At 73.2% G+C, this 22,116-nt stretch carries 18 protein-coding genes; 9 read left to right on the top strand and 9 right to left on the bottom strand.

Going from position 1 to position 22,116, the window contains the following annotated elements:
* Positions 1-83: 83 nt before the first annotated feature.
* The 8 genes from E1211_RS04845 to E1211_RS04810 all read right to left on the bottom strand — a co-directional run bounded on the left by E1211_RS04845 (position 84) and on the right by E1211_RS04810 (position 12,145).
* Positions 84-635, bottom strand: a complete 552-nt coding sequence (locus tag E1211_RS04845) for a YciI family protein (RefSeq protein ID WP_132345800.1) — start codon at positions 633-635, stop codon at positions 84-86.
* Between the two features lie 74 nt (positions 636-709).
* A complete protein-coding gene (locus E1211_RS04840) occupies positions 710-928 on the bottom strand; it encodes a hypothetical protein (RefSeq protein WP_132345798.1) in 219 nt (72 codons plus the stop codon).
* A 487-nt stretch (positions 929-1,415) separates the two neighbouring features.
* Positions 1,416-4,031, bottom strand: coding sequence for a M14 family zinc carboxypeptidase (locus E1211_RS04835; RefSeq protein ID WP_165947171.1), 2,616 nt, complete (start codon positions 4,029-4,031; stop codon positions 1,416-1,418).
* A 236-nt stretch (positions 4,032-4,267) separates the two neighbouring features.
* Positions 4,268-7,288, bottom strand: a complete 3,021-nt coding sequence (locus E1211_RS04830; protein ID WP_132345794.1) for a non-ribosomal peptide synthetase — start codon at positions 7,286-7,288, stop codon at positions 4,268-4,270.
* Positions 7,285-8,316, bottom strand: coding sequence for an NAD(P)-dependent oxidoreductase (locus E1211_RS04825; protein ID WP_132345792.1), 1,032 nt, complete (start codon positions 8,314-8,316; stop codon positions 7,285-7,287). Before E1211_RS04825 ends, E1211_RS04830 begins: the two co-directional genes overlap by 4 nt.
* Complete coding sequence (locus tag E1211_RS04820) at positions 8,313-10,022, bottom strand: fatty acid CoA ligase family protein (RefSeq protein ID WP_132345790.1); 1,710 nt, start codon at positions 10,020-10,022, stop codon at positions 8,313-8,315. The genes E1211_RS04825 and E1211_RS04820 overlap by 4 nt, the downstream gene beginning before the upstream one ends.
* Positions 10,019-11,110 (bottom strand): cytochrome P450, encoded by a 1,092-nt coding sequence (locus E1211_RS04815; protein ID WP_132345788.1) that lies wholly within the window; start codon positions 11,108-11,110, stop codon positions 10,019-10,021. Before E1211_RS04815 ends, E1211_RS04820 begins: the two co-directional genes overlap by 4 nt.
* A 3-nt stretch (positions 11,111-11,113) precedes the next feature.
* Positions 11,114-12,145: a 3-oxoacyl-ACP synthase III family protein gene (locus tag E1211_RS04810; RefSeq protein ID WP_132345786.1), complete on the bottom strand. Its 1,032-nt coding sequence runs from the start codon at positions 12,143-12,145 to the stop codon at positions 11,114-11,116.
* A 321-nt stretch (positions 12,146-12,466) separates the two neighbouring features.
* Here E1211_RS04810 and E1211_RS33230 point away from each other — a divergent pair, with 321 nt between their 5' ends.
* From E1211_RS33230 to E1211_RS04785, 5 genes are read left to right on the top strand one after another with little or no spacing between them, the layout of a single operon-like run.
* Positions 12,467-14,065, top strand: a complete 1,599-nt coding sequence (locus E1211_RS33230) for an ABC transporter substrate-binding protein (RefSeq protein WP_243709346.1) — start codon at positions 12,467-12,469, stop codon at positions 14,063-14,065.
* The gene (locus E1211_RS04800) at positions 14,035-15,078 is read left to right on the top strand and encodes an ABC transporter permease (protein ID WP_243709345.1); all 1,044 of its coding nucleotides are present in this window, start codon (positions 14,035-14,037) and stop codon (positions 15,076-15,078) included. Before E1211_RS33230 ends, E1211_RS04800 begins: the two co-directional genes overlap by 31 nt.
* Positions 15,071-15,943, top strand: a complete 873-nt coding sequence (locus tag E1211_RS04795; RefSeq protein ID WP_132345784.1) for an ABC transporter permease — start codon at positions 15,071-15,073, stop codon at positions 15,941-15,943. Before E1211_RS04800 ends, E1211_RS04795 begins: the two co-directional genes overlap by 8 nt.
* On the top strand, positions 15,940-16,941 hold the full coding sequence (locus E1211_RS04790) for an ABC transporter ATP-binding protein (protein ID WP_132345782.1): 1,002 nt from the start codon (positions 15,940-15,942) through the stop codon (positions 16,939-16,941). The genes E1211_RS04795 and E1211_RS04790 overlap by 4 nt, the downstream gene beginning before the upstream one ends.
* Positions 16,938-17,621 (top strand): ABC transporter ATP-binding protein, encoded by a 684-nt coding sequence (locus E1211_RS04785; RefSeq protein WP_243709344.1) that lies wholly within the window; start codon positions 16,938-16,940, stop codon positions 17,619-17,621. The genes E1211_RS04790 and E1211_RS04785 overlap by 4 nt, the downstream gene beginning before the upstream one ends.
* 36 nt (positions 17,622-17,657) lie before the next feature.
* Here the strand turns inward: E1211_RS04785 and E1211_RS04780 are convergent, their stop codons facing one another.
* On the bottom strand, positions 17,658-18,248 hold the full coding sequence (locus E1211_RS04780; RefSeq protein ID WP_165947170.1) for a CGNR zinc finger domain-containing protein: 591 nt from the start codon (positions 18,246-18,248) through the stop codon (positions 17,658-17,660).
* 273 nt (positions 18,249-18,521) lie between these two features.
* On the opposite strand from E1211_RS04780, the gene E1211_RS04775 reads away from it, so the two are divergent.
* From E1211_RS04775 to E1211_RS04760, 4 genes are all read left to right on the top strand, one after another.
* Positions 18,522-19,112, top strand: coding sequence for a copper chaperone PCu(A)C (locus E1211_RS04775; protein ID WP_132345778.1), 591 nt, complete (start codon positions 18,522-18,524; stop codon positions 19,110-19,112).
* On the top strand, positions 19,109-20,326 hold the full coding sequence (locus tag E1211_RS04770; RefSeq protein WP_132345776.1) for a Dyp-type peroxidase: 1,218 nt from the start codon (positions 19,109-19,111) through the stop codon (positions 20,324-20,326). The genes E1211_RS04775 and E1211_RS04770 overlap by 4 nt, the downstream gene beginning before the upstream one ends.
* A gap of 28 nt (positions 20,327-20,354) precedes the next feature.
* Entirely contained in the window at positions 20,355-20,912 is a 558-nt protein-coding gene (locus E1211_RS04765; protein WP_132345774.1) for a copper resistance CopC family protein, read from the top strand.
* A gap of 53 nt (positions 20,913-20,965) precedes the next feature.
* Positions 20,966-22,116: copper resistance D family protein (locus E1211_RS04760; protein ID WP_207915242.1), on the top strand; the 1,151-nt coding region annotated here is incomplete at its 3' end.

Below are 22,116 nucleotides of genomic sequence, written 5' to 3'. Positions count from 1 at the left end.
ACAGTTTCACGTTCCGCGTTCGCGCGTCAAGGTCGGGCCCCCTTCCGCGGCCGCGCCTGCCGCGCGGTATCACCCGCCGCGGGTCATGACGGCCGCCCACCGAACTGCCACCTGTGCACCTCGATGCCGGCGTACCGGTCCCGGGTGAGGATGGCACCGGCCGCGTCCGGGCCCGGGGCTCGGACCAACGCCGCGGTGCCCAGCCAGGCGGCGCCGTCGTCGGACAGCAGCGGCCCGTAGGCGATCAGTTCGTCCGGGTCGGCCGGCGGGGCGAGGTCTGCGGCCTGCCCGGCACCGAAACCGAGCACCAGATACCGGTCGCCGCCGGTCCGGCCTCCGGGAAATTCCCACATGGTACGTCCCAACGTGTTGCGCCATCGGCGGAGCAGCACGTCGCGGTACACACCGGCCTGGTAGTTCGGCTCGTCGAAGGCGAACGCGCGGGCGGCGGCCGGGTCGGGTAGGTCGACGATGTGCACGCTGCCCGTGGGCAGGTCGCCGTCATCGGTGAGGGTCGGGCCCCGGGCGATCATCTCTGCCGCATACCGGTCCATGTAGGACCAGTGCGCTTCGAGCAGGTCGTCGCGCAACGTCAGCGAGCCGGACCGGTCGCGGTGGTAGCACAGGAACTCCATGCGGCACACGCTGCACGACGGCGGATGCCCGCGCGGACCCGGGTACCAGCGTCCTGGCCGTGGCCTGCCTACACCTAGGCGACCCACCACCAGCCGTCGCCGAGATACCGCACCGGGTGGCCCATGTCGCCGGACGCGGTGGCGATCAGGGTGTCCGGGTTCGGCGAGGTCGGGAAGTACGCCAGGCCCACCCCGCTCTCGGCGCGCCAGTCCTGCCACACCGGCAGGTACAACGCGCCGCCGCGTCGATGGGCCTGCCCGTCGATGGACAGGTACGTGAGCCGCCACGGCAACGCGACATCAGCCGGTGGCTCGCCGTCGCGATAACGGGCCGCCAGTTCGGCCGGCTGGCTCCGGTGCAGCCGGAACTGGCTGTCGACGTACGTACGTTCCCAGTCGGTCGTCTGCGGATCAGCCCGGATCCGAGAGCGAGGGCCAGGGCACCGGCGGCCCAGACGTACGCCCGCTTGAGCAGGAGCACCACCAGCGCGGCTACGGAGGCGCTCACGGCCGTCAGCCAGCACGCGGCCAGCACCGGCAGAGCAAGCAGCGACAGCACGTCGAACAACGGGTAGGCCAGGTAGTTGCAGGCCACCAAGGAGAGCCACCCACCAGCGACCCCGATCAGCAGGAGCCGGCTTCGCCCAGTGCGGCGGGGGCCCGTTGTCATCGGCACCGCGACAGTCTGCCAACGAACCTGTGTGGGGGGTGATGGGGGCCGCGCCCGGCTGGACGCGGCCCCCTCGATTTCTGTCCGGAACCTCGCTCCGGCGCTGCTGTCTAGCCGCGCAGCGCGTCCGGCAGCTCGGCCGCGTCCACCTTGGTCGACGGGCCGTGGTAGATCGCGTTGAAGAGCAGCTTGCTCGGGTCACGGGACCAGGTACGGAAGGTCGGCTCGCTGCCGAAGGTCACGATCAGACCCTCACCCACCTGATGCTTGACGATGTTGGCCTTGCCGTTGAGGTGTTCGCCGCCGATGAGCCAGCCGCTCCGCAACTGCTCGCCCGACTCGGGGAACGAGGAGACGACATCACCACCCTCGACGTCGTACGCCTGGTCGTCCTCGCCGAACCAGACCGGGGTGTCGGGGCGCATACCCCAGGCCACCGGGTCGGAGGTGTCGAACCGCTGGTTGAGGATGCTGCCGGGAGAGAAGAAGACATGCTCGTCGGTCGGAAGCGCCGGAGTGATCGGCAACGAGGCGAGTTGGCGTGCCGTCGCCACCGAATCGCCGATGGCCAGCAACGTCCCGCCGTCCTCGACGAACTTGCGCAGCTGCGCCCAGCCGGCCTCGCCGACGCCGTACGCCCAGGCCCACTCGGCCGGGTAACGGTCCCGGTTCAGACCGGAGACGATGTCGGCGCGGCTGATCCCCGCCGGCAGCACGATCGTGTCGAACTTCGCGTTGAGGTCACCGGCGAAGTCGGCGGCCACGACCTCCTCGAAGCCGATGTCGTACTGCTCGAAGAGCCACTTCATCCAGCCGCCCGGGATGTTGTTGACGCCGCGGAAGAGGCCGACCCGGGTGTGCTCCTTGAGCTGCTCCGCCACTACCCGCGGAGCCTCGGCGACGGCGGAGACGGGGATGCCGGTCTTGCGGGAGACGTCCTGCAACGCGGTCCGTGCCGCCCGGCTCGGCTCGACGATCAGGGTTCCCGGCGCGTGGCTCCGCCCGCCGGCCGAGAACTCGGCGCCCGCACGGAACGTTTTCGCACCAACCTTCTGCAGCGCGGCGATCATCATGGCGGTGCCGTACGACTCGGGGCCGACCAGGTAGGCGCCGCGGTTGCCCGGGTCGCCGGGGAACGCCGGGGCGGCCGGCTGCACCTTCTTGACCCGGGTGGTCGAGACGGTGAAGGGCTTCGCGATGGTGTCGACCTGGACGCCGAGGAGCATCGGCAGGGTCTGCGCCGTCACGTCGTACGGGTTCTGCGGCGGGCCACCCGGGTACTCCCGCAGGTCCGGGTAGTCCTGTGTCTCCAGCAGCGTCTTGGCGAAGCGGCCGTAGGGCTGCGCGTACCGGATGATCCAGGACCCGGCCTCGTACCGCTTGCCGTTCGCGGTGAAGTCGGAGATGGCTTTCTCGATCTCGACGTCGCCGGTCTGCAGCGTCTTGAGCAGTTCGTACGTGGCGAAGGGGTCCCGCTGGCCGGCCGGCGCCACGTAGGCGAACGGCTTGTCGGCGCTCGGCTCGACCGCGTTGCGCTGGGTGCGGTAGAAGTTGTAGAGCCACTCGGTCCGATACTTGGCGACGTTGCTCAGCGCGCCGAAGACCGTCGTGTCGAGGTAGTCGACGATCTGCGCCAGCGTCCAGGTGGACTGGTCGTACGGCTCGATGAAGTTGGTGTCCGGCTCCTGCGGGCCGATCGGGCCGCCGTCGCTGCTGCGGTAGGTGTAGGCGAGGTCCTGCGCGCTCGCCGCCTCGACGAGGATGCGCGGCGCGCCGTGGTAGGTCATGTACTGCCGCGACGGGGTCCAGTAGTCGTAGGTCGAACCCCAGTTGACGCCCTTCTTGCCCTCTGCGGTCAGGCTCCGCGAGATCTCCATCCCCAGGGAGTTGGTCTGCTGGACGGTGATGGGGTCGATGTTCGGGTCGTTCGGCGACAGGTACGGCGGGATGAAGATCCGGCCCCGAGCGTTACCCATCTGGTGCAGGTTCTGGACGACCTGCGGCTTCCACTCGTTCTGCAGCGCGACGCTGAGCTGCGTCTCGGGCTGGGTGAACATGAACCAGTCGCGGTTGTCGTCGTGCCCGATGTATTTCTGGTAGAGGTCGGGATAGGTACGGGCGTAGTTGGTGCCGGCGGTCTCGTTGAAATGGTCGCCCACCCACTTGGTGCCGTCCGGGCTCTGCGCGGGGATGATGAGCAGCACCACGTTGTCGAGGATTTCCGAAATCGTGGCCGACTTCTCCTCGGCGAGCCGGTGGAGAATGTTCGGAATTACCTGCGCGGTGCCCACCTCGGTGGAGTGGATCGCAGCTTCCAGCAGGAAGACGGGTTTGCTCTGCGCGGCGAGTTTCTTGGCCTCCGCCTCGGTCAGGCCACGCGGATCGGCGAGCCGCTTGTTGACTTTCTTGATCCGGTCGAGGTTCTTGAGGTTCTCCCGGGAGCTGACCGTGAGGAGGGGGAACGGCCGCCCCGCCGCGGTCTTGCCGATCTCCTGGTAGAGCACCTTGTCGGAGCGGTCCGCGACGAGCTTGTAGTAGCGCACGAGGTCGTCCCAGCGGGCCAGCTTGCCCTCCGAGCCGAGGGGGAAGCCGAAGAACTGCTCGGGACTGGTGATGCGCGGGGCCGCGGTGGCGGACGAATTCAGAACGAGACTGCTACTGAGGGGCAGGGTCAGTGCGAGCAGAGCGGCTGCGGGTAGCAGCGCCCTCCTCCGCCAGGTGCGCACAGACATTCTCCTTGGGTCGGCGTCAGGCTTGGACGACTGTCGAATCGGGGCCCGGACCGTGCTCCTGGATTCCGACTGGTGTCGAATTTTGGGCAGGGGTGATCGATGCCGGGCCCGACGAATCCTCACCTCTCTTTCACACATAGAAATATCAACATGCGTAAGTGGGAGTCAATATCTGGCGCATTACCGCGGGGTCGACCGACCCGGCCGTACGCGCATGGCGGCGGAACGTGTCAGGAGCGCGTTCGACAGTGCCGGTCGTCGGGCTGCCCGGCGGCGGCCGTACCCGGGGCGTCGCGCAGCACCCGGCACACGGTGCCGAGAGTGGGGTCGGCTGTCACTTCCCGCATGACCGCGAGGACATCCCCACCGGAGCCGCCACCGAACCGCCGGAAGACCCGGTCCAGCATCTCCAGGAAGGTCAACGAGTCCCCACCCAACCGGTGGAAGTCGGCGTCCGGGTCGCCGGCATCGACCGGCACCCCCAACACCTCGGACCAGATCCCGGCCACCACCCCGGCGGTCGGGTCCGGGGCGTCCACCAGCGGCGGTACGGCGGCGGCGTCGTCCCGGACCGCGGCCAGCAGGACATCGGTGTCGACCTTGCCGTTCGAGGTCAGCGGGAACCGCTCCAGCACGGCTATCTCCGCCGGCATGACGGCAGGCGGCAGCAGCCCGGCCAGGTGGGCCCGCAGCGCGGCCTCGGTGACCGGCTCCTGCGTCGTCACGTAGGCGTGGAGCCGGACCCGCCCGTTCGCGCGCTGCGGGTGCGCGAGCACCACAGCGCGGGCGACCGCCGGATGCTCCGCCAGCACGCCCGCGATCTCCCCCGGCTCGATCCGGTACCCGCGAACCTTCACCTGGTCATCGGTGCGGCCCAGATACTCCAGCAACCCGTCCGGACGGAGCCGACCGAGATCGCCCGTACGGTACGCCCGCGTGCCGTCGGGCAGCCGTACGAAACGGGCGCGCTCCGGCTCGGGCCGGTTCCGGTAACCCCGGGCGAGCTGCGTGCCGGTCAGGTGGAGCTCGCCGACCGCGCCCGGGGGCACCGGTAAGCCGTCCCGGCCGAGGAGCGTGGCGCCGGTGCCGGGCACCGGCTCCCCGATCGGCACCGCGCCGGCGGAGCCGTCCCGCTCGGCGTCGAAGGAGCCGACGATGCAGCCGATCGTCGCCTCGGTGGGGCCGTACTCGTTGACGATGTCGCATCCGGGGCCGAAGAGCCGTTGGGCGCGGGCCGCCACCGCCGCGGACAGTTGTTCCCCGCCGACGACCACGGTCCGGAACCGGGCCGGGGCGAGGTCGAGCCGGTTGATCAGGTCGAGGTAGGTCGGGGTGAGCTTGAGCGCGTTCACACCCCCGCCCTCGAGGATCTGCCGCAGGACCGGTGGGGTCATCTCGCCGGGCACCAGTTCGACGCTGCCACCGGCGAGCAGGGGCAGGAAGACGGCCGTCGCGCCGAGATCGAACGCCATCGAGGTGAAGAAGGCGAAGCGGGTGCTCCGGTCGACCCGGTAGCGCGGCAGCGCCCAGGCGGCGTACGCGGCGAGGTTCCCGTGTTCGACCTGGACGCCCTTCGGCCGTCCGGTGGATCCGGAGGTGTAGATGACGTAGGCCAGGTCGGTCGGGGCCGGCCGGGTGGGTGGTGCGGATGCTCCAACCGACGGTAGGTCGTCGATCACCACGACGCGCCGCCCGCCGAGCCGGTCGGCGAACCGGCGCTGCGCGAGGCAGAGCGCGGCACCGGCGTCGTCGAGCAGGAAGGCGAGCCGACCCGGCGGGTACGACGGTTCGAGCGGCAGGTACGCGGCGCCGGCCTTGAGCACGCCCCACAGCGCGCTGATCGCCGCCGGGGTGCGGTCGGCCAGCAGCCCCACCACGTCTCCCGGCCCCACGCCGAGGCGGCGCAGCCGCTCGGCCACCACATCGGCGCGCCGGTCCAGCTCGGCGTAGCTGACCGCGCCCTGCGGCCCCGTCAACGCCACCGCGTCGGGGGTCTGCCGGACGCGCTCGGCGAAGATCTCCACCACGGTCGGGCCGGCAACCTCCTCGGGCGGTGGCGGCGTACGCCCGGGTCGGGGCGCGGTGGCGCGCGGCCCGGCGGTGGCGGGTGGGGCGCCCGTCGGGGTGAGCGCCGCGGTGACCGCGTCCAGCAGGTGCTCGGCGGCGCGCTCGGCACCGGGCCCGGTCGAATACGACATGGTCAGCTCGGTGTGCCCCGGCAGCTCGGTCGTGCTGAACGAGACCGGGATGAAGGGTCCGTGCACCGGCAGGGTGTAGACCGTGCCGGCGGTGAACGTGTCGGTGGAGAAGGCGTCGAGGTCGATCCGGCCCAGGTGGGAGACGGCGGCCGTGCAGATCCCCCGGTTCCACCGGCGGGCGACCCGCTCCGCGGCGGAGAGGCCGGCGCGCAGGACCGGGCGCGGCAGGCGGCCGGCCCAGCTCTCGGCCGCGGAGACCGCGAGCTCCCGACGTTCGGCGAGCGCGCGCAGGAGGAGTTCGTGGACTTCCGCCCAGGGCTGGTCCGCTGTCACGTCGAGGAAGACGGGCAGCGCCAGGTTCCCGGTCGCGACGAGGCTCCGCTCGTGTCGGCGCAGATCGACCGGGACCATGAAACGCGACGGCCGGCCGGCCGCCGAGCCGATCGCCGCGATCGTCCGGGCGACCAGGGCGTGTTGGTTGCCGCCGATGGTGGCGCGTCGCCAGCGGTGCCGGCGGTGGGCCGCCGCGCCGACGAGCGGGCTCCGCCACCGCAGCCGGGTGTCCAGCCGGGCGGGCGAGGGCGCGACCCGTCGGCGGAGCGCGTCGTCGGTCACCGGCGAGCGGGCGCCGAGCGGATGTTCGTGTCGCAGGGCCCGCATGACGTCGGTGGCCCAGATGAGCGCACCCCTGGCGTCCATGATGGAGTGCGCGGCGCGGAAGACGATCGTCGTCGCTGCTCCCGGGGCCAGCAGCACCTCGCTGAGCGGGCCCGTCGAGGGGTCGAACGGGCGGCGCAGGGCCGGACCGTCGAGGTCCAGCGCGGGCAGCACGGTGACCGGTGGTGGCCAGCCGCTGTCCACCCAGAGCCGGCCGCGGCCGACCAGTCGGGACCCCGGGCAGGCCTCGGAGGCGACGGCCACCGCCCGGCGCAGCGCTGCCACGTCGACCGAACCGACCCCCTCCACCAGGAGTTGGATCGCGAAGGGGGGCAGGAGTGGGGCGCCGGCCAGATAGCCCTGCTCGATCGGGGAGATCGGGCGGGAGAAGCTCATCCCCGTGCCCCGCGGGCCAGCGCCGCGACGCCGCCGATCTGCTCGACCCACTGCTTGAGCTGCACGAGCCCGGTCTCCAGGTCGACGCCGGGTCGATAGCCGAGGTCCCGGTTCGCCGCCGCGGTGTCGTAGGTGGACGTCCGGGTCAGCAGGGCGATCCCGTAGCGGGAGACCGGCGGTGGCCGGCGGGCGAGCAGCGGCACCCGCCAGAGCAGCTCGACCAGGCCGACGACGCCGGTGAGTATCGGACCGGGAATCCGGCGGGTCGGCGGGTGGAGGCCGAAGAGTTCGGCGACCCGGGTGATCAGCGCCCAGACGTCGATCCGCTCGGCGTCGGCGATGAAGTAGGCCCGGCCGGCGACCCGGTCGGAGGTCGCGGCCAGCCGGCAGGCCGCGGCCGCGTTGCGGCAGTGACAGAGGGAGGCGAGGACCGGCTCCGGGCCGGAGAGATCCGGCAGCGTGCCCCGGTGCATTCTGGTCAGCAGCCGGGGCAGGAAGCCGGTCCGGTCCCGGGGACCCCAGATGCCCCTCGGCCGGATGGCGCAGGTGGTCAGCTCACCGTCGTTCGCTTCGAGCACCAGCTGTTCGGCGGCGGCCTTCGTCTCCGAGTACAGGTTCAGGAACCGCCGCGGGTAGCCCACGCTCTCGTCGATGTCGACCTGGTCGTCCCCGCTCATGATGGCGCTCGGGCTGCTCACGTGGACGAACCGCGGCACACCGTTGCTCCGGGCGGCGGCCAGCAGGTGCCGGGTGCCGGTGACGTTGGCCGCCCAGAACTGGCTGCGGGTGCCGAAGTCCTGCACCCGGGCGGCCGAGTGGTAGATCACGTCCATCCCGCGGGTCGCCGAGCGCAGCGAGGCGGGGTCGGTCAGGTCGCCGCTGACCAGTTCGAGGCCCGGTACGGTGCGGAGGTGGCCGAGGTCGCTGGTCGGGCGGACCAGCACGCGCACCTGGTCGCCCCGGCGAACGCACTCGTCGACGAGGTGACCGCCGAGGAAGCCGGAGCCACCCGTGATGAGCGCTCTCACGCCGCCCCCGTACGCCGTGCGCGGCGGGTTCCACCCGTGCGCGTACGCGCCGCCCAGGCGGCCAACCGGCCGTGGTCGATCTTCGCGTTGTGGCGTACGTCCACCGGGAACGAGGGGTGGAAGAGGAATTCCGTGAGCCGGTGCGTCGCCTCGTGCCGCTGCGCCAGCTCGCGCAGCTCGCGCTCGATCCTGGGCCGTTGCGTCGCCGGCACGCCGTCGCGCAGTTCGACGCAGACGACAGGCTGCTGCCGGCCGGGGACACCCACCCCGACCAGCGCCGTCCGGCGCACCTCCGGGTGCTCGTCCAGCACGGTCTCGCATGGGACCGGGTAGAGCGGCCCGTCGGCGGCGCGGACCACGTCGCTGCGCCGGCCGGCGAACCAGACCCGGCCCTGCTCGTCGACCCGACCCAGGTCTCCCGTCCGGTGCCAGACTCGTTCGGCCTCCGCGATCTTGGCGTTGGCGTTCGCGGCGGCCGGACCGAGGTAGCGGCGACTCACCGTCGGCCCGCTGACCACGATCTCGCCGATCTCCCGCGGCCCGGCCGGGCGAACCGCCGTCCAGTCGGGGATCGGCCCGTCGGCGGCGCGGATGACGCGCAGGTCGACCCCGTCGACGGGCCGGCCGACGCACGTGCCGCCGCCGCTCGCAGCGGTGGAAAGGACCTCGTCGAGCAGTTCGCCGGCCTCGATGGACGCGATCGGAACCGCCTCGGTGGCGCCGTACGTGACGTGCATGCGGCCGTGCTGGGGGGCCAGGACGCGCCGCAGCCGCGCCACGACCTCGTTCGCGACGGGGGCTCCGCCGGAGACGACGAGGCGCAGCGTCGCCACCTGCTCGCCGGTCTCGTCGAGGTGACGGGCGAGCGGGTCGAGCAGCGCGGGTGAGCCGAACATCGCGGTCACCGCGTACCGCCGGATCAGGTCGCTGATCATCGCCGGCTCGGCGGCCGAGACGCGCGCGAAGTCGATCTCCGGCACCACGCAGGTCGCGCCGGTCAGCAGGTGCAGGAAGGCGAAGGAGAGCGAGGTGACCAGGCAGACGTCCGACGGGGTGTGCCGGTAGTGGGTGCCCGTCTGCCGGACCATCTCCGCCAACGCGCCGTGGGTGGACTCGACCCCCTTCGCGCTGCCGGTGCTCCCCGAGGTGAAGCTGATCATGAGGAGGTCGTCGGCCGCGACGGCCGGCCTCGGCGGCGCGACTGTGGTCGCCGCCAGCCCGCGCAGCGTCGCGCCGCCCCAGCACCAGCGACGACCGGCGGTGACGACCGTCCGGATCCCGGCGAAGGCGTCCGGTCGCAGGACGCGAATGGCCTGTGCGGCCGGTACGCCGATGAACGCCCGGGCCCGGGCGGCCCGGTAGCAGCGCAGCATCCGGCGCAGGCCCATGCCGGGGTCCACGATGACCGGTACCGCGCCGAGCTTGAGCAGGCCGAAGATGACTGCGACGAGTTCGGCACCGACCGGCATCATGACGACCGTCCTGGTGCCGGTCTCGATGCCGACCTGGGCGAACCCGGCCGCGTACCGGTCGGACTCCGCGTCGAGTTCCGCGAACGTCGTGGTTCGGGTCTGTCCCGTGGCGGCCGGGAAGACCAGTGCCGGCTTGTCGCCGAACGCCGCGGCGTGGGCACGCAACCGGTCACCGGGAGAGGTCAGCACCTCCCGCCGCGCCACTGTCGTCCGCGGCGGGCTCCCCGTGGTCATCGGCTGACCGCCCGCACCCGCAGGGTCGCCCAGCTCGGCAACGCGGCTCGCCGATCGGCTCGGGCGGAGACCACCACCGGCCGGTACGGAGCGAGGGCGGCCAACGTGTCGGCGAGCTGGGCTCGGGCGAGCCCAGCGCCGGGGCAGCTGTGCGTGCCCGCTCCGAACACCAGTTGTGAGATCCGCGGCGTCATCGGGGCGACGGGGTCGGGTCCCATCTCGTGAGCGTACGCGGCGTGCCGGGCGACCAGGATCAGCCGGTCGCCGGAGCGCACCGGGCAGCCGCCGATCTCGCCCGGCGCCGCGACCGCTCGCGGCAGGACCGGACTGGGCGCGGTGACCCGCAGCAGCTCGGCGACGAGCGTCGGCAGCAGCTCCGGGTCGGCGGCGTGGGACCAGAGCCGGTCGTCGGCGCACCAGGCGACGGCGCGGGGTATCGCCGCGACCGTCGTGTTGACCGCCGCGACGGCGATCATGCTGGCCAGCGCGGGGTCGACGGCGGCGCCGGCCAGCGCACCGGTCAGCCGGTCGACGGCGGCCCGGGTGGCGCGTTCCCGCCCCGGCCCGCGCGGACCCGGCAGCTCCGCGCGTACGGCCGCCGCGGCGGCCGTACGGGCCGCGACCGAGACGGAGTGTGGATCGGTGTTGAGGCCGATCAGCGACACCGTCGCCACGCCGGCCAGTTCGGCCGCGACGTCCACCAGATCGATCGTCTCGCCGGTGGCGAGCGGCGCGAGTCGCCGCCGTAGCACGTCGGCCCAGAGCGGACGGGTTCGCGCCACCCCGGCGGAGTTGAAGACGTGCGAGAGCTCGCGCCGGGCGCGGCGGTGCGCCGCGTCCTCCTGGTCGAAGAGGAGGTCACCGCCGGTGAGCCGGCGGGCGTTCCCGCCGGTCGTACCCGCCGCGCTCCGGTCCAGGGCGATCTCGGTGAGCGCCTGCAGGTACGCCTCGGTGCCGTTGACCAGCACCGTACGACCGAGGCGTAGCACGGGCATCCGGCGGGCGGCGGCGAGCAGGGCGAAGAGGAAGGGATGGCTGCGCAGGTAGACGCGACGGTCACGGCGCCGTCCCGGTGACGACAGGGTCATACGTCAGGACTTCTCCCACACCATCGTCGTGATGCTGACCCCGCCGCCCAGGCCGAGGCAGAAGACCCGGGACCCGCTGGGAAGCTCCTCGGCGGCCCGGGCCAGCTGCACGCCGATGGTGGCACTGGCGACGTTGCCCAGCTCGGGCACGGTCACGATCAGCTTCTCGGCCGGCACCCGGGCCAGCTCGACGAAGCGGTTCAGGTACGGCAGCGTGACCTGGTGCACGAGCACCCGCGCGTAGTCGGACCAGTCGAAGCCGGTGCGGTGGTGGACCGCACGGAGCACGTCCAGGCCGACCCGTTCGAAGACGGAGCGCAGCTTCCCGCCGTCGCCGTGGAAGTAGGTGTGCTCGTCGCCGCGTGGGTGCCGGGAGCCGCCGCCGTCGATACCGCCGATCGTCCAGTACTCCGAGAAGGTGGCCGTCTGCACGTCGAGGATGCCGCCGGTCGGCACCGGCTCGACCAGCACCGCCGCGCCCGCGTCACCGAACGTGTAGCCGGCGAACGACGAGCGGACCTGCGCCGCGCTCGACGCCCGCATCCGCATCGACCGGGTCGGCGTCTCGCCGGTCACGACCAGGGCTCGTCGCGCCCGCCCGGCCAGGACGAACGTCCTTGCCGTGTCGATTCCGTTGAGGAAACTGTTGCAGGCGTTCGTCAGGTCGAAGACGTGTGCGCGGGTGCCCAGCTCCGCCTGGACGATGTGGGCGGTAGCGGGCTCGGCCATGTCCCGGGACGCGGAGGCGAAGATCAGCAGGTCGATGTCGTCGGGCTCGACGACGGCGCTGTCCAATACGGCGCGCGCCGCCCGGACGGCGAGGGTGGAGGCGTGCTCGTCGGGGCCGGCGACGCGACGGGTCTCGATGCCGGTCATCCGCGAGAAGAGCCTCGGCGGTAGGGCGATGCCGCTGGCTCGTTCGACCTGTTCCTGGAGCTCCGCGCTCGTCACCACCCGCTCCGGCAGGGCGGCCGCGACGGAGGTGATTCCCACCCTGGTCGCTGGCGGGGCGTCGGCGGTTCGGCTGTGGACCATGCCGGAGATGATCGTGCAGTGGCCCCGCCGAGTACAGTCGCGGCCACGTCGCAGCTCGGTGAGGAGAGTCACCCAGCGGCCCCGACAGGAATGGTCGGCCGACTCGGCGCCGGCGCAGGAGATGCACGGAAGTCAGTGAGTGCTCCGCGCGTGCCGCTCACCGTTCACGGATGACTCCGCCGCATTCACACACCTGTCGCCTGGCTGTAATGCGTAAATGCAGTAATTGCCAAGGCTTTGCAACTATGCCACCCTGATCATCCAGGTCCGCGCCGCGACCGGCGCCACCCCGACGTCCCCCTCCGACCCGCAGGAGCTTCCGTGATCCGGTCACGTCCGACTCTCCGGCGCCTCGTGGTGACCACCACGGCGACCGGCCTGCTCGCCCTCGCCGGCTGTTCGGCCCCGACGGTCCCCGAGGAACCGGCCGGCCGCAGGACGTTCGTCGTCGCCACCGCGGGCGAATCCGACACGTTGAACCCGGTGCTCAACTACGGCGTCGACGGCGCCTCGCTGATCTTCGACGGGCTGGTCGCCCGGGACGCCGGCAACCGGCTCGTCCCCGGCCTGGCCGCGGAGCTGCCGACCGTCTCGGCCGACGGCCGCACAGTGACCGCGACGCTCCGCGACGGCGTGCTGTTCCACGACGGCGGGGCGCTCACCGCGACCGATGTCGCCTTCACCTACCAGGCCGTGCTGGACCCGAAGGTGGACTCGACGCTCCGGTCCGACCTGGACATGGTGGAATCGGTCACCGCACCCGATCCGGCCACTGTGGTGTTCCGGCTGCGCTACCCGTACGCCCCGTTCCTGCAGCGGCTCACCCTCGGCGTCGTCCCGGCAAAACTCCTCGACGGGCAGGACATCAACAAGGCGGAGTTCAACCGGAAGCCGATCGGGACCGGTCCGTACCGGGTCGAGTCCTGGACGCCGGGCGACCGGCTGGTGCTCACCGCGAACGAGCGCTACTTCGGTGGCCGCCCGGCGAACGACCGGGTGGTGGTCGCCTTCGTCGAGGACGACAACGTCCGTGCCCAGCGGATGCGGGCCGGTGAGTTCGACGCGGCGGAGCTGCCGCCGAAGCTCGCCACCGGCTTCGCCCCGGACGACACCTACCGGGTCGAGCAGGTGGCGACCGCCGACTACCGCGGCGTGATGCTGCCCATGGGCAACCCGGTCCTCGCCGACGTGGCGATCCGCCGGGCGCTCAACCTGGCCGTCGACCGGGCCGCGATGGTCGCCGGCATCCTCGGCGGCACCGGCGACCCGGCGTTCGGCCCGGTCCCGCCGACCTCCGAGTTCGCCGAGCCGTCCATCGTCGGGAAGCCGACCGCCGATGTGACGGCCGCGGCGGCGCTGCTGGACGCCGCCGGCTGGACGCCCGGCCCCGACGGGGTACGCGCCAAGAACGGCCGCCCGGCCCGCTTCACGCTCATGTACCCGGCGAGCGACACGCTGCGCAAGGACCTGGCCCTGGCGGTGACCGCGGACGCGAAGAAGGTCGGCATCGAGGTGAAGCCGGAGGGGCTCACCTGGGACGCCATCGACCCGCGAATGAAGTCCGACGCCCTGCTGATGGGGTACGGCACGCCGTACGACCCGGACTTCGTCTCGTACAAACTGTTCCACTCGCGCTTCGCCGGGCAGGGCTACTTCAACCCCGGCTCGTACCGCTCCCAGGTGGTGGACCAGGCCCTGCAGGCGGGGCGGGACCAGGCCGATCCGGCCCGCCGCAAGGCCGCGTACGCGACGTTCCAGAAGCAGCTCGCCGCCGACGTGCCGTGGCTGTTCCTGACGTACCTGCGGCACAGCTACGTGCTCAAGTCCTCGGTCCAGGGCGTCTCGCCCCGGGTGGAGGCGCACGAGCACGGCGTGGCCAACAGCCTCTGGTGGAACATCGACACCTGGACCCGATCGTGACCACCCGTACGGCGCCGGCCCGCCGTCGCACCGGCCGGCTGGCCGGGGCGGCGGCCGTGGTCCGGCGCCGGCTCCTGGTCGCCGTACCGGTGCTCGTCGCCACCAGCGTCGGGATGTTCGCGCTCGGCGCCGCGTCCCCCGTCGACCCGGCGAAGCAGTACGCGGGCGCGGCGGCGTTCACCACCAGCGAGGAGAACCTGGCACAGATCCGCGCCAACTGGGGCGTCGACGACCCGCTGCCGGTGCAGTACCTGCGTTGGGTCGGCAACCTCCTCCGGGGCGACCTGGGCTGGTCGACGAGTCGCCACGAGCCGGTCACCTCGGTGCTCGCCGCCCGCGCCGGCTGGACCCTGCTGCTGATCGGCGTCACCCTGGCGGTCGTCCTGCTCGCGAGCCTGCTGCTGGGCGCCCTGGCCGCGTACCGCCGGGGCGGGCTCTTCGACCGCGCGTTGCGGGCCGCCGCGTACGCGGTCGAGTCGATGCCGGTCTTCTGGATCGGCCTGGCCGCGATAGCCGTCTTCGCGCTGGCCCTGGGCTGGTTCCCGGCCGGCGGGCTCACCGACGTCACCGCGACGGGCACGTCCTGGCCGGACGTCGCGCACCACCTGATCCTGCCCGTCGCGGTGCTGGCGGTGTCCCAGGCGCCCTGGTTCCTGCTCTTCGTCCGCGACGCGGTCGCGGAGAGCCTGCGCGACGACCACGTGCTCGCGGCACGGGCCCGCGGGCTGCCCGGCCGGACGGTGCTCTTCGGGCACGCGCTGCGTACCGCGCTGCTGCCGTTCCTCACCCTGGTCGGCACCCACCTGCCCGAGCTGGTCGGCGGGGCGGTGCTGGTCGAGACGGTCTTCTCCCTGCCGGGCCTGGGCGCGGTCACGGTCGAGGCCGCGCTCGGCAGCGACTTCCCGCTGCTCGCGGCGATCACCCTGGTCACCACCGCCGTGGTGCTGGCCGCCAACCTCGCCGCCGACCTCGCCTACGCCGCTGCCGACCCGAGGGTGCGACTCGATGGCTGACCTCGCTGCCCGCCGCCCGCTGCTGCGACCCCTGCGGTTGCGACCCCGCCGGGCCGGTGCCGTCACGGCCGGGCTCGTCCTCGTCGTCGCGGTCGCCGGTACGCTGCTCGCCCCGATCCTCTGGCCACTGGACCAGAGCGCGGTCGCGCTCGACCAGACCCGGCTGGCGCCGTCCTGGGGCCACCTCGGCGGCACCGACGACCTCGGCCGGGACGTCGCCCACCGCGCGGTCTACGGCCTGCGCGTCTCGCTGCTCGTCGGCGCGGTCGCCGCGCTGGTCGCCACAGTCATCGGCGGCCTGATCGGCGGGATCGCCGGTACGCTGGGCGGGCGCGTCGACCGGGTTCTGATGCGGATCGTCGACACCATCGCCGCGCTGCCGCACCTGCTGCTCGGCATCTTCATCGTGGCCATGCTGCGGCCCAGCCTCGGCGCGGTGATCGCCTCCGTCGGGCTCACCCACTGGCTCTCCACTGCCCGCATCGTCCGGTCCGAGCTGCTCAGCCTCCGTACCCGGACCTTCGTCGACGCCGCGATCAGCGGCGGAGCCGGCCGGCGAAGGGTGCTGGTGCGTCACCTGCTGCCGCACGTGCTGCCCCGGTTGGCGCTGGCCACCACGCTGATGATCCCGCACGCGGTGTGGCACGAGACCGCGTTGTCGTTCCTCGGCCTCGGCCTGCCACCGCACCTCGCCTCGCTCGGCAACATGATCAGCGACGGTGAGGGGTCGCTGCTGACCGGAGCCTGGTGGGCGAGCCTGGTGCCGGGAGCCGTGATCGTCGTCGTCACCCTCGCCATCGCGGTCCTCGCCGCCCGGTGGCGCGACCGTCTCGATCCCCGGGTCAGAGCGGAGTTGCACCTGTGACCACCACCCAGCCGGCCACCGTACCGGCCCGACCGTCCGACCCGCGGACGTCGCCGCTGCTCACCGTCGACCGGCTCGGCGTCCGGTTCCGGCTCCGCGACGCGGTCGTGCACGCCGTCACCGACCTCAGCCTCACCGTCCACGCCGGCGAGCTGCTCGCCGTCGTCGGCGAATCGGGCTGTGGCAAGTCCGTACTCGCCCACGCCCTGCTGGGGCTCCTGCCGGGCAACGCCACCGTCACCGGCCGCGCGTTGCTGCACCAGCCGGAGACCGAGCCGGTCGACCTGGTCAGCTGCGGCCAGCGCCGACTCGCCCGGCAGGTGCGTGGTCGCCGGATCGGGCTGGTCCCGCAGAGCCCGGCCACCGCGTTGAACCCGGTCCGGACCGGACGGCGGCTGCTCGGGGAGACGTTGCGGGCCCACGGCCGCGACCGCGGGCAGGCCGATCGGCTCGCGACCGACGTCGGGCTCGACCCGGCAGACCTGGACCGCTACCCGCACGAACTCTCCGGCGGCATGGCCCAGCGCCTGGTCACCGCCCTCGCGCTGGCAACGGATCCACCGCTGCTGATCGCCGACGAGCCCACCACCGGCCTGGACCGCCCACTTGTCGACCACACCCTGGACCTGCTCCGCCGCCGCTGTGACGCGGGCGCCGCCGTCGTGCTCATCACCCACGACCTGGCGGCGGCGCGCCGGGTCGCCGACACCGTCGCCGTCATGTACGCCAGCCGCGTCGTCGAACACCGGGACGGCGGCGACTTCTTCACCGCCCCCACCCACCCGTACGCGGAGGCGCTGCTCGACGCCCTGCCGGACCGGGCCTTCCGGCCGGTACCGGGCCATCCGCCGATGCTGACCGCCCTTCCGGTGGGCTGCGCCTTCGCGCCCCGGTGCCCGCGGCGCGCCGACAGCTGCGAACGCGCGCCGCAGCCGTCACCGGTGGGCGCCGGCACGGTCGCCTGTCATCACCCGATCCTCCCCGGAGCCGCCCCGTGACCAGCCCGCAGCACCTGCTCGCCGACGAGGTACGTGTCGCCTACGACCGCCAGGTGGTGCTCGACGGCGTCACCCTGAGCGTCGCGCGGGGCGAGACGGTCGGGCTGCGCGGCCCGTCCGGCTGCGGAAAGTCCACACTGGTCCGGGTGCTCGCCCTGCTGCACCGCCCGGACGGCGGGCGGGTCAGCATCGACGGCACACCGGTCACCGGGGTGCGGTACGCCGTACCGGTCGGCCTGCGTACCCGGGTGGCCGTCCTGTTCCAGAGCCCCCGGGCCGCCGCCGATCCCCGGCTGAGCCTGACCGACCTCATCGCCGAGCCGCTGCGCGCCGTCCGGGCTCCCGAGCCGGGCGTCCGCGAGCGCGTCGCCGAGCTCGCCGACCTGGTCGGGCTCACCCCCGACCTGCTCACCCGCCGGCCGCACGCGGTCTCCGACGGGCAACTGCAACGGGCCTGCCTGGCCCGGGCCCTGGTGCACCGTCCCGACTACCTGCTCTGCGACGAGGCGACGGCGATGCTCGACGCCTCCACCCAGGCCCACGTCGCCGCCGTCATCGCCGGGTACCAGCGGACGCGGAACGCGGGTGTCCTGGTCGTCACGCACGACGAGGCGTTGATGGACCGTTGGGCCGACCGGGTCGTCGACCTGGCGGGGGAGGTGAGCGCGCCGGCCCGGTGAGCCGGCCCGGCCACTCCCCTCCGGCGGGGTCGCCTCTCAGCCGCGCGCCGCGCCGAGCGGGCGATCCGCTGCGGCAGTCCCCTCGCCGGCCGGCGGGAGCCCGGCCTGTCGCCGGCGGAAGGCCGCCGCGTACATCCGGTTCGCGCATCGCTCGCTGCAGTAGCGTCGCTGGGCGGCCCAGCGGCGGACCAGGTAGACCGACCGGCATCGGGACGCCTGGCACCGGCCGAGCCGGTCCGGGCCGTACCTGCCGACCCACTGCGCCAGCCCCCACGCCGCGTTGGCCAGGTACTCCGCCGCCGGCGAGCCACCCCGTCCGGCGACGTAGGTGCGCCAACCGTCGCCGTCGACCGTCACCCTCGGTCGCGCGTACAACCGGGCCATGACCAGGTTCAGGGCCGCCGCGCTGCCGCCGGCGTCGCCGTCACCCGCGCGGAGGAACGCCTCCCGCAGGCCGGCGGAGGCGGTACCGGCCATCGCCAGGTCGTCCGGACCGGCCGCGGGCCCGGGGGACGCCGCTCCGGCGAGCAGCGCCTCCAGGTCGGACAGCCTCTCGAAGTCGGTGTTGGCGACGACGGCCGCGCGCTGCGCCCACGTCGTGATCGCTGTGCCGGACCACGTGTCCATGCTGTGAAGGTCGGCCGGCGGACGCGAATGGTTCCCGGCTTCCGTCATCCGCCCGGCGCGGGGCGCTGCGGCCGGTGACTCGTCCGGGAACCAGGGCCGTGCTCCGGGCGACTACCGGGACGGGGTCGTGGGTGGCGCGGACCGGCGGCCGTCGGGCCGCGGATGCGGAAAGTTCCCACGATGATCGGTGAGAACAGTCACTTTCATCCCGGAACTTTCCTTTTGCGGTATTCGACCAACCGGGCGAGAGATCAACCGCTGAAGGGAACGCCCATGTCCAGCACCATCGTCGGCGTCCGACGTCGCCGCGCCCTCCTGCTCGCCGCCGCAGCGGCCTGCCTCACGGTCGGCGCGGCCGGCTGCAGCCAGTCGTCGTCGGCCGAGCCGAGCCCGTCGACGTCGGCCGGCGCGCCCGCGGAGGTGCTCGGCATCCGCGACCCCTGGGTCAAGGCCGCCGACACGGGGATGACCGCGGCGTTCGGCACCCTCGTGAACGACGGGGAGAGCGACGTGACGGTCACCGCCGCCGCCACCGAGGTGTCCCCCATGGAGCTGCACGAGATGACCATGAAGGACGGGAAGATGGTCATGCAGCCCAAGAAGGGCGGCATCGTGGTCAAGGCGCACGGCAGCACGACGCTGGAGCCCGGCGGCGACCACCTGATGCTGATGGAGCTGAAGCAGCCGGTGAAGGCCGGTGACGAGCTCGCTTTCACGCTCACCTTCGCCGACGGGAAGACCCAGACGTTCCGCGCGGTGGCGAAGCCGTTCACCGGCGCGCAGGAGAGCTACGACCCCGGCCACGGTGCACCGATGCCGGGCATGTCCGCCACGCCGGGGACGAGCATGAGCCCGGCGTCATGACCGAGCCCTCCGTCCGGCCGGTGAGCAGGCGCGGCCTGCTCACCGGCGGGGTTCTGGCCGCCGGGGGCGCCCTCGCGGGGGCCGCCGTCGTCCGGTCCAGCACCGACGAGGCACACCCCGGCGAGCAGGTACCTGTGGCGCAGGTCGGCAGCGCCGTGGAACGCTTCCACGGCGCCCGCCAGGCGGGGGTGGACACCGAGCCGCAGGCACACGCCGCCTTCGTCGCGCTCACCCTCAAGGCCGGCACCGACCGGGCCGCGCTCGGCCGGCTGCTGCGCCTGCTCTCCGACGACGCCGCCCGACTCACCCGGGGTCGACCCGCGCTGGCCGACACCGAACCCGAGCTCGGGCTCCTCCCGGCTCGGCTGACCGTCACCTTCGGCTTCGGCCCCGGCCTCTACGCCGCCGCCGGCCTCGACGACCGGCGACCGCCGTCGGTGGCCGAGCTGCCCGCGTTCCGTATCGACCGGCTCCAACCGCGCTGGTCCGGCGGTGACCTGTTGCTGCAGATCTGCGCCGACGACCCGCTCACCGTCGCCCACGCGCAACGGGTCCTGGTCAAGGACAGTCGACCGTTCGCCACCGTCCGGTGGGTGCAGCAGGGCTTCCGGCGCGCCGCCGGCGCCGAACCCGGCCGTACGCAGCGGAACCTGTTCGGGCAGCTCGACGGCACCGCCAACCCGGCACCGGGTGCGGCGACGGACGCGGCCGTGTGGGTGCCCGACGGGCCGGCGTGGCTACGCGACAGCAGCACCCTCGTCGTGCGCCGGATCAGCATGAACCTGGAGACCTGGGACCTGCTCGGCCGCACCGACCGGGAACTCGCCGTCGGCCGGCGCCTCGACACCGGCGCCCCGCTCACCGGATCCGTCGAGCACGACGAACCCGACTTCGCCGCCACCGGGGCCGACGGGCTCACCGTCATCCCCGACTTCTCCCACCTCACCCGCGCGCACGTCACCGACGACCGGCAGAGGATCCTGCGCCGCCCCTACAACTACGACGGCACGCCGACCCCCGACGGGCACGCCGACAGCGGCCTGATCTTCACCTCGTACCAGGCCGACGTCACCCGCCAGTTCCTGCCCATCCAGCGACGGTTGGCCGAACGGGACCTGCTCAACGAGTGGACCACCCCGATCGGCTCCGCCGTCTTCGCCATCCCGCCCGGCTGCCCGGAGGGCGGCTGGATCGGCCAGCAGTTGCTCGGCTGAGCGAGACCGAGTTGGGGGAAAGACTCACATGAGCACACGTTCTCGTCGGCCTATCGCCGCCCGCGTCGCCGCGCTGCTGACCGCCGTGGCGGTGCTGGTGGCACCGGCCGCACCGGCCGCCGCGCACAACGCCCTCCGGGCGTCCGAGCCCGCCGCGGCCGCCCACCTCTCCGCCCCACCGACGCGGATCAGCCTGACGTTCCTGCAGAAGCTGGACCCTGCCTTCACCACCATCGTGCTCAGCGACGCCGGTCGGCGGAAGGTGCCCACCGGCGCGCCCGTCGTCACCGAGGCGACGGGAACCGTGACGATCGACGGACCCCTCGTCAACGGCACGTACACCGTCGCCTACCGCGTCGTCTCCGCCGACGGACACCCGGTGCAGGGCTCCTACTCCTTCACCGTCGACGATCCGGCCGCGAGTGGCGCGCCGGTCGTCGCCGCGCCGGATTCGGCCGGCCCGACCGCCGCCGCGTCCGGCCGGTCCACGGGTCCGGGTCCCTGGCCCCTGGCCGCCGGCGCACTCATCGTGATCGTCGTCGCCGGGGGTGCGGTGCTGCTCCGCCGACGCCGCGCCACAGCCTGAGCCCCCCCCACGCGGCGAACCTTCGCCGTCCCCCACCGCCGAGGTCGAAGCCCATGCCAGAGATCCGCTCGCCCCGGGCCGAGCCGTCCCGTACCCCGGACGCCTCCCCCACCAGTACGGCGACCCGCGACGTCCCGAACGCGGAGGCGCCCGGAACTGGCAGCCGTCCCGCCACCAGGGCGGCCCTCGTCCCGCTCGCGGCGGCGGCGGTCGGCGCCACGGTGCTCCTGATCGCCCTGCGGGCCGGCGGGGCGCTCACGGTCGCCATTCCCGGTCTTCCCGATCCGGGGCCCGTCACCACGTGGGCGCTGCCGTCGATCCGGCTGCTCGGCGACGCGCTCGCCACCGTGACCGTGGGGATGCTGGTCACCGCCGCGTTCCTGCTACCCGGCGACGGGCCGAGCGTGTCACCGCACGGCTGGCTGCTGCTGCGCCGGGCCGGTCTGCTCTCCGCCGGGTGGGCGGCCACCGCGCTGGCCCTGATCACCCTGACCGTCTCGGACCTGCTGGGCGTCCCGCCGCAGCGGCTCGGCCTGGCAACCGTGGTCAGCTTCGCCTCCTCGATCGCCCAGGGGCAGGCCCTGCTGATCCAGGCCGGGCTGGCGGTGACCGTGGCGGTGCTGGCCCGGGTGGGGGTGTCGCGCGGGCTCGCCGCCACTGCCGCGGTGCTCGCCCTGGTCGCGGTGACGCCACCGGCCTTCACCGGGCACGCCGCCGGGGCCGGCAACCACCAGACCGCGGTGAGCAGCCTGGTGCTGCACATCCTGGGCGCCGCGCTCTGGGTCGGCGCCCTGGCCGCGCTGCTGACGGTCCGCCGCAGCCGGGAGCTCGCCGACGCGGCCACCCGGTACAGCCGCCTCGCGCTGGGCTGCTTCCTCGCCGTGGCGGTCACCGGTCTGGCCAACGCGGCCGTGCGGTTGGGCGCGGTGGAGCAGCTCTGGCAGTCCCGGTACGGGTGGCTGGTCGGCGCGAAGCTCCTCGCCCTGGCGGTCCTGGGCCTCGTCGGTGCGGCGCACCGGTCCCGGACCCTGCCGGCGTTGCGTGCCGGACGGCGGGGCGCGTTCGGCCGGCTGGCCGCGGGTGAACTGGTGGTCTTCGCGGCGACCTTCGGGCTGGCCGTGGCGCTGTCGCGCAGCCCCACCCCGGTCGCGTCCGACCCGGTCGACGCCGATCCGATCACCGAACTGCTCGGCTTCCCCATGCC

It is taken from the genome of Micromonospora sp. 15K316, assembly GCF_004348525.1.
GTDB lineage: Bacteria > Actinomycetota > Actinomycetes > Mycobacteriales > Micromonosporaceae > Micromonospora.
This window is presented reverse-complemented; position numbering and strand designations above follow the sequence as displayed.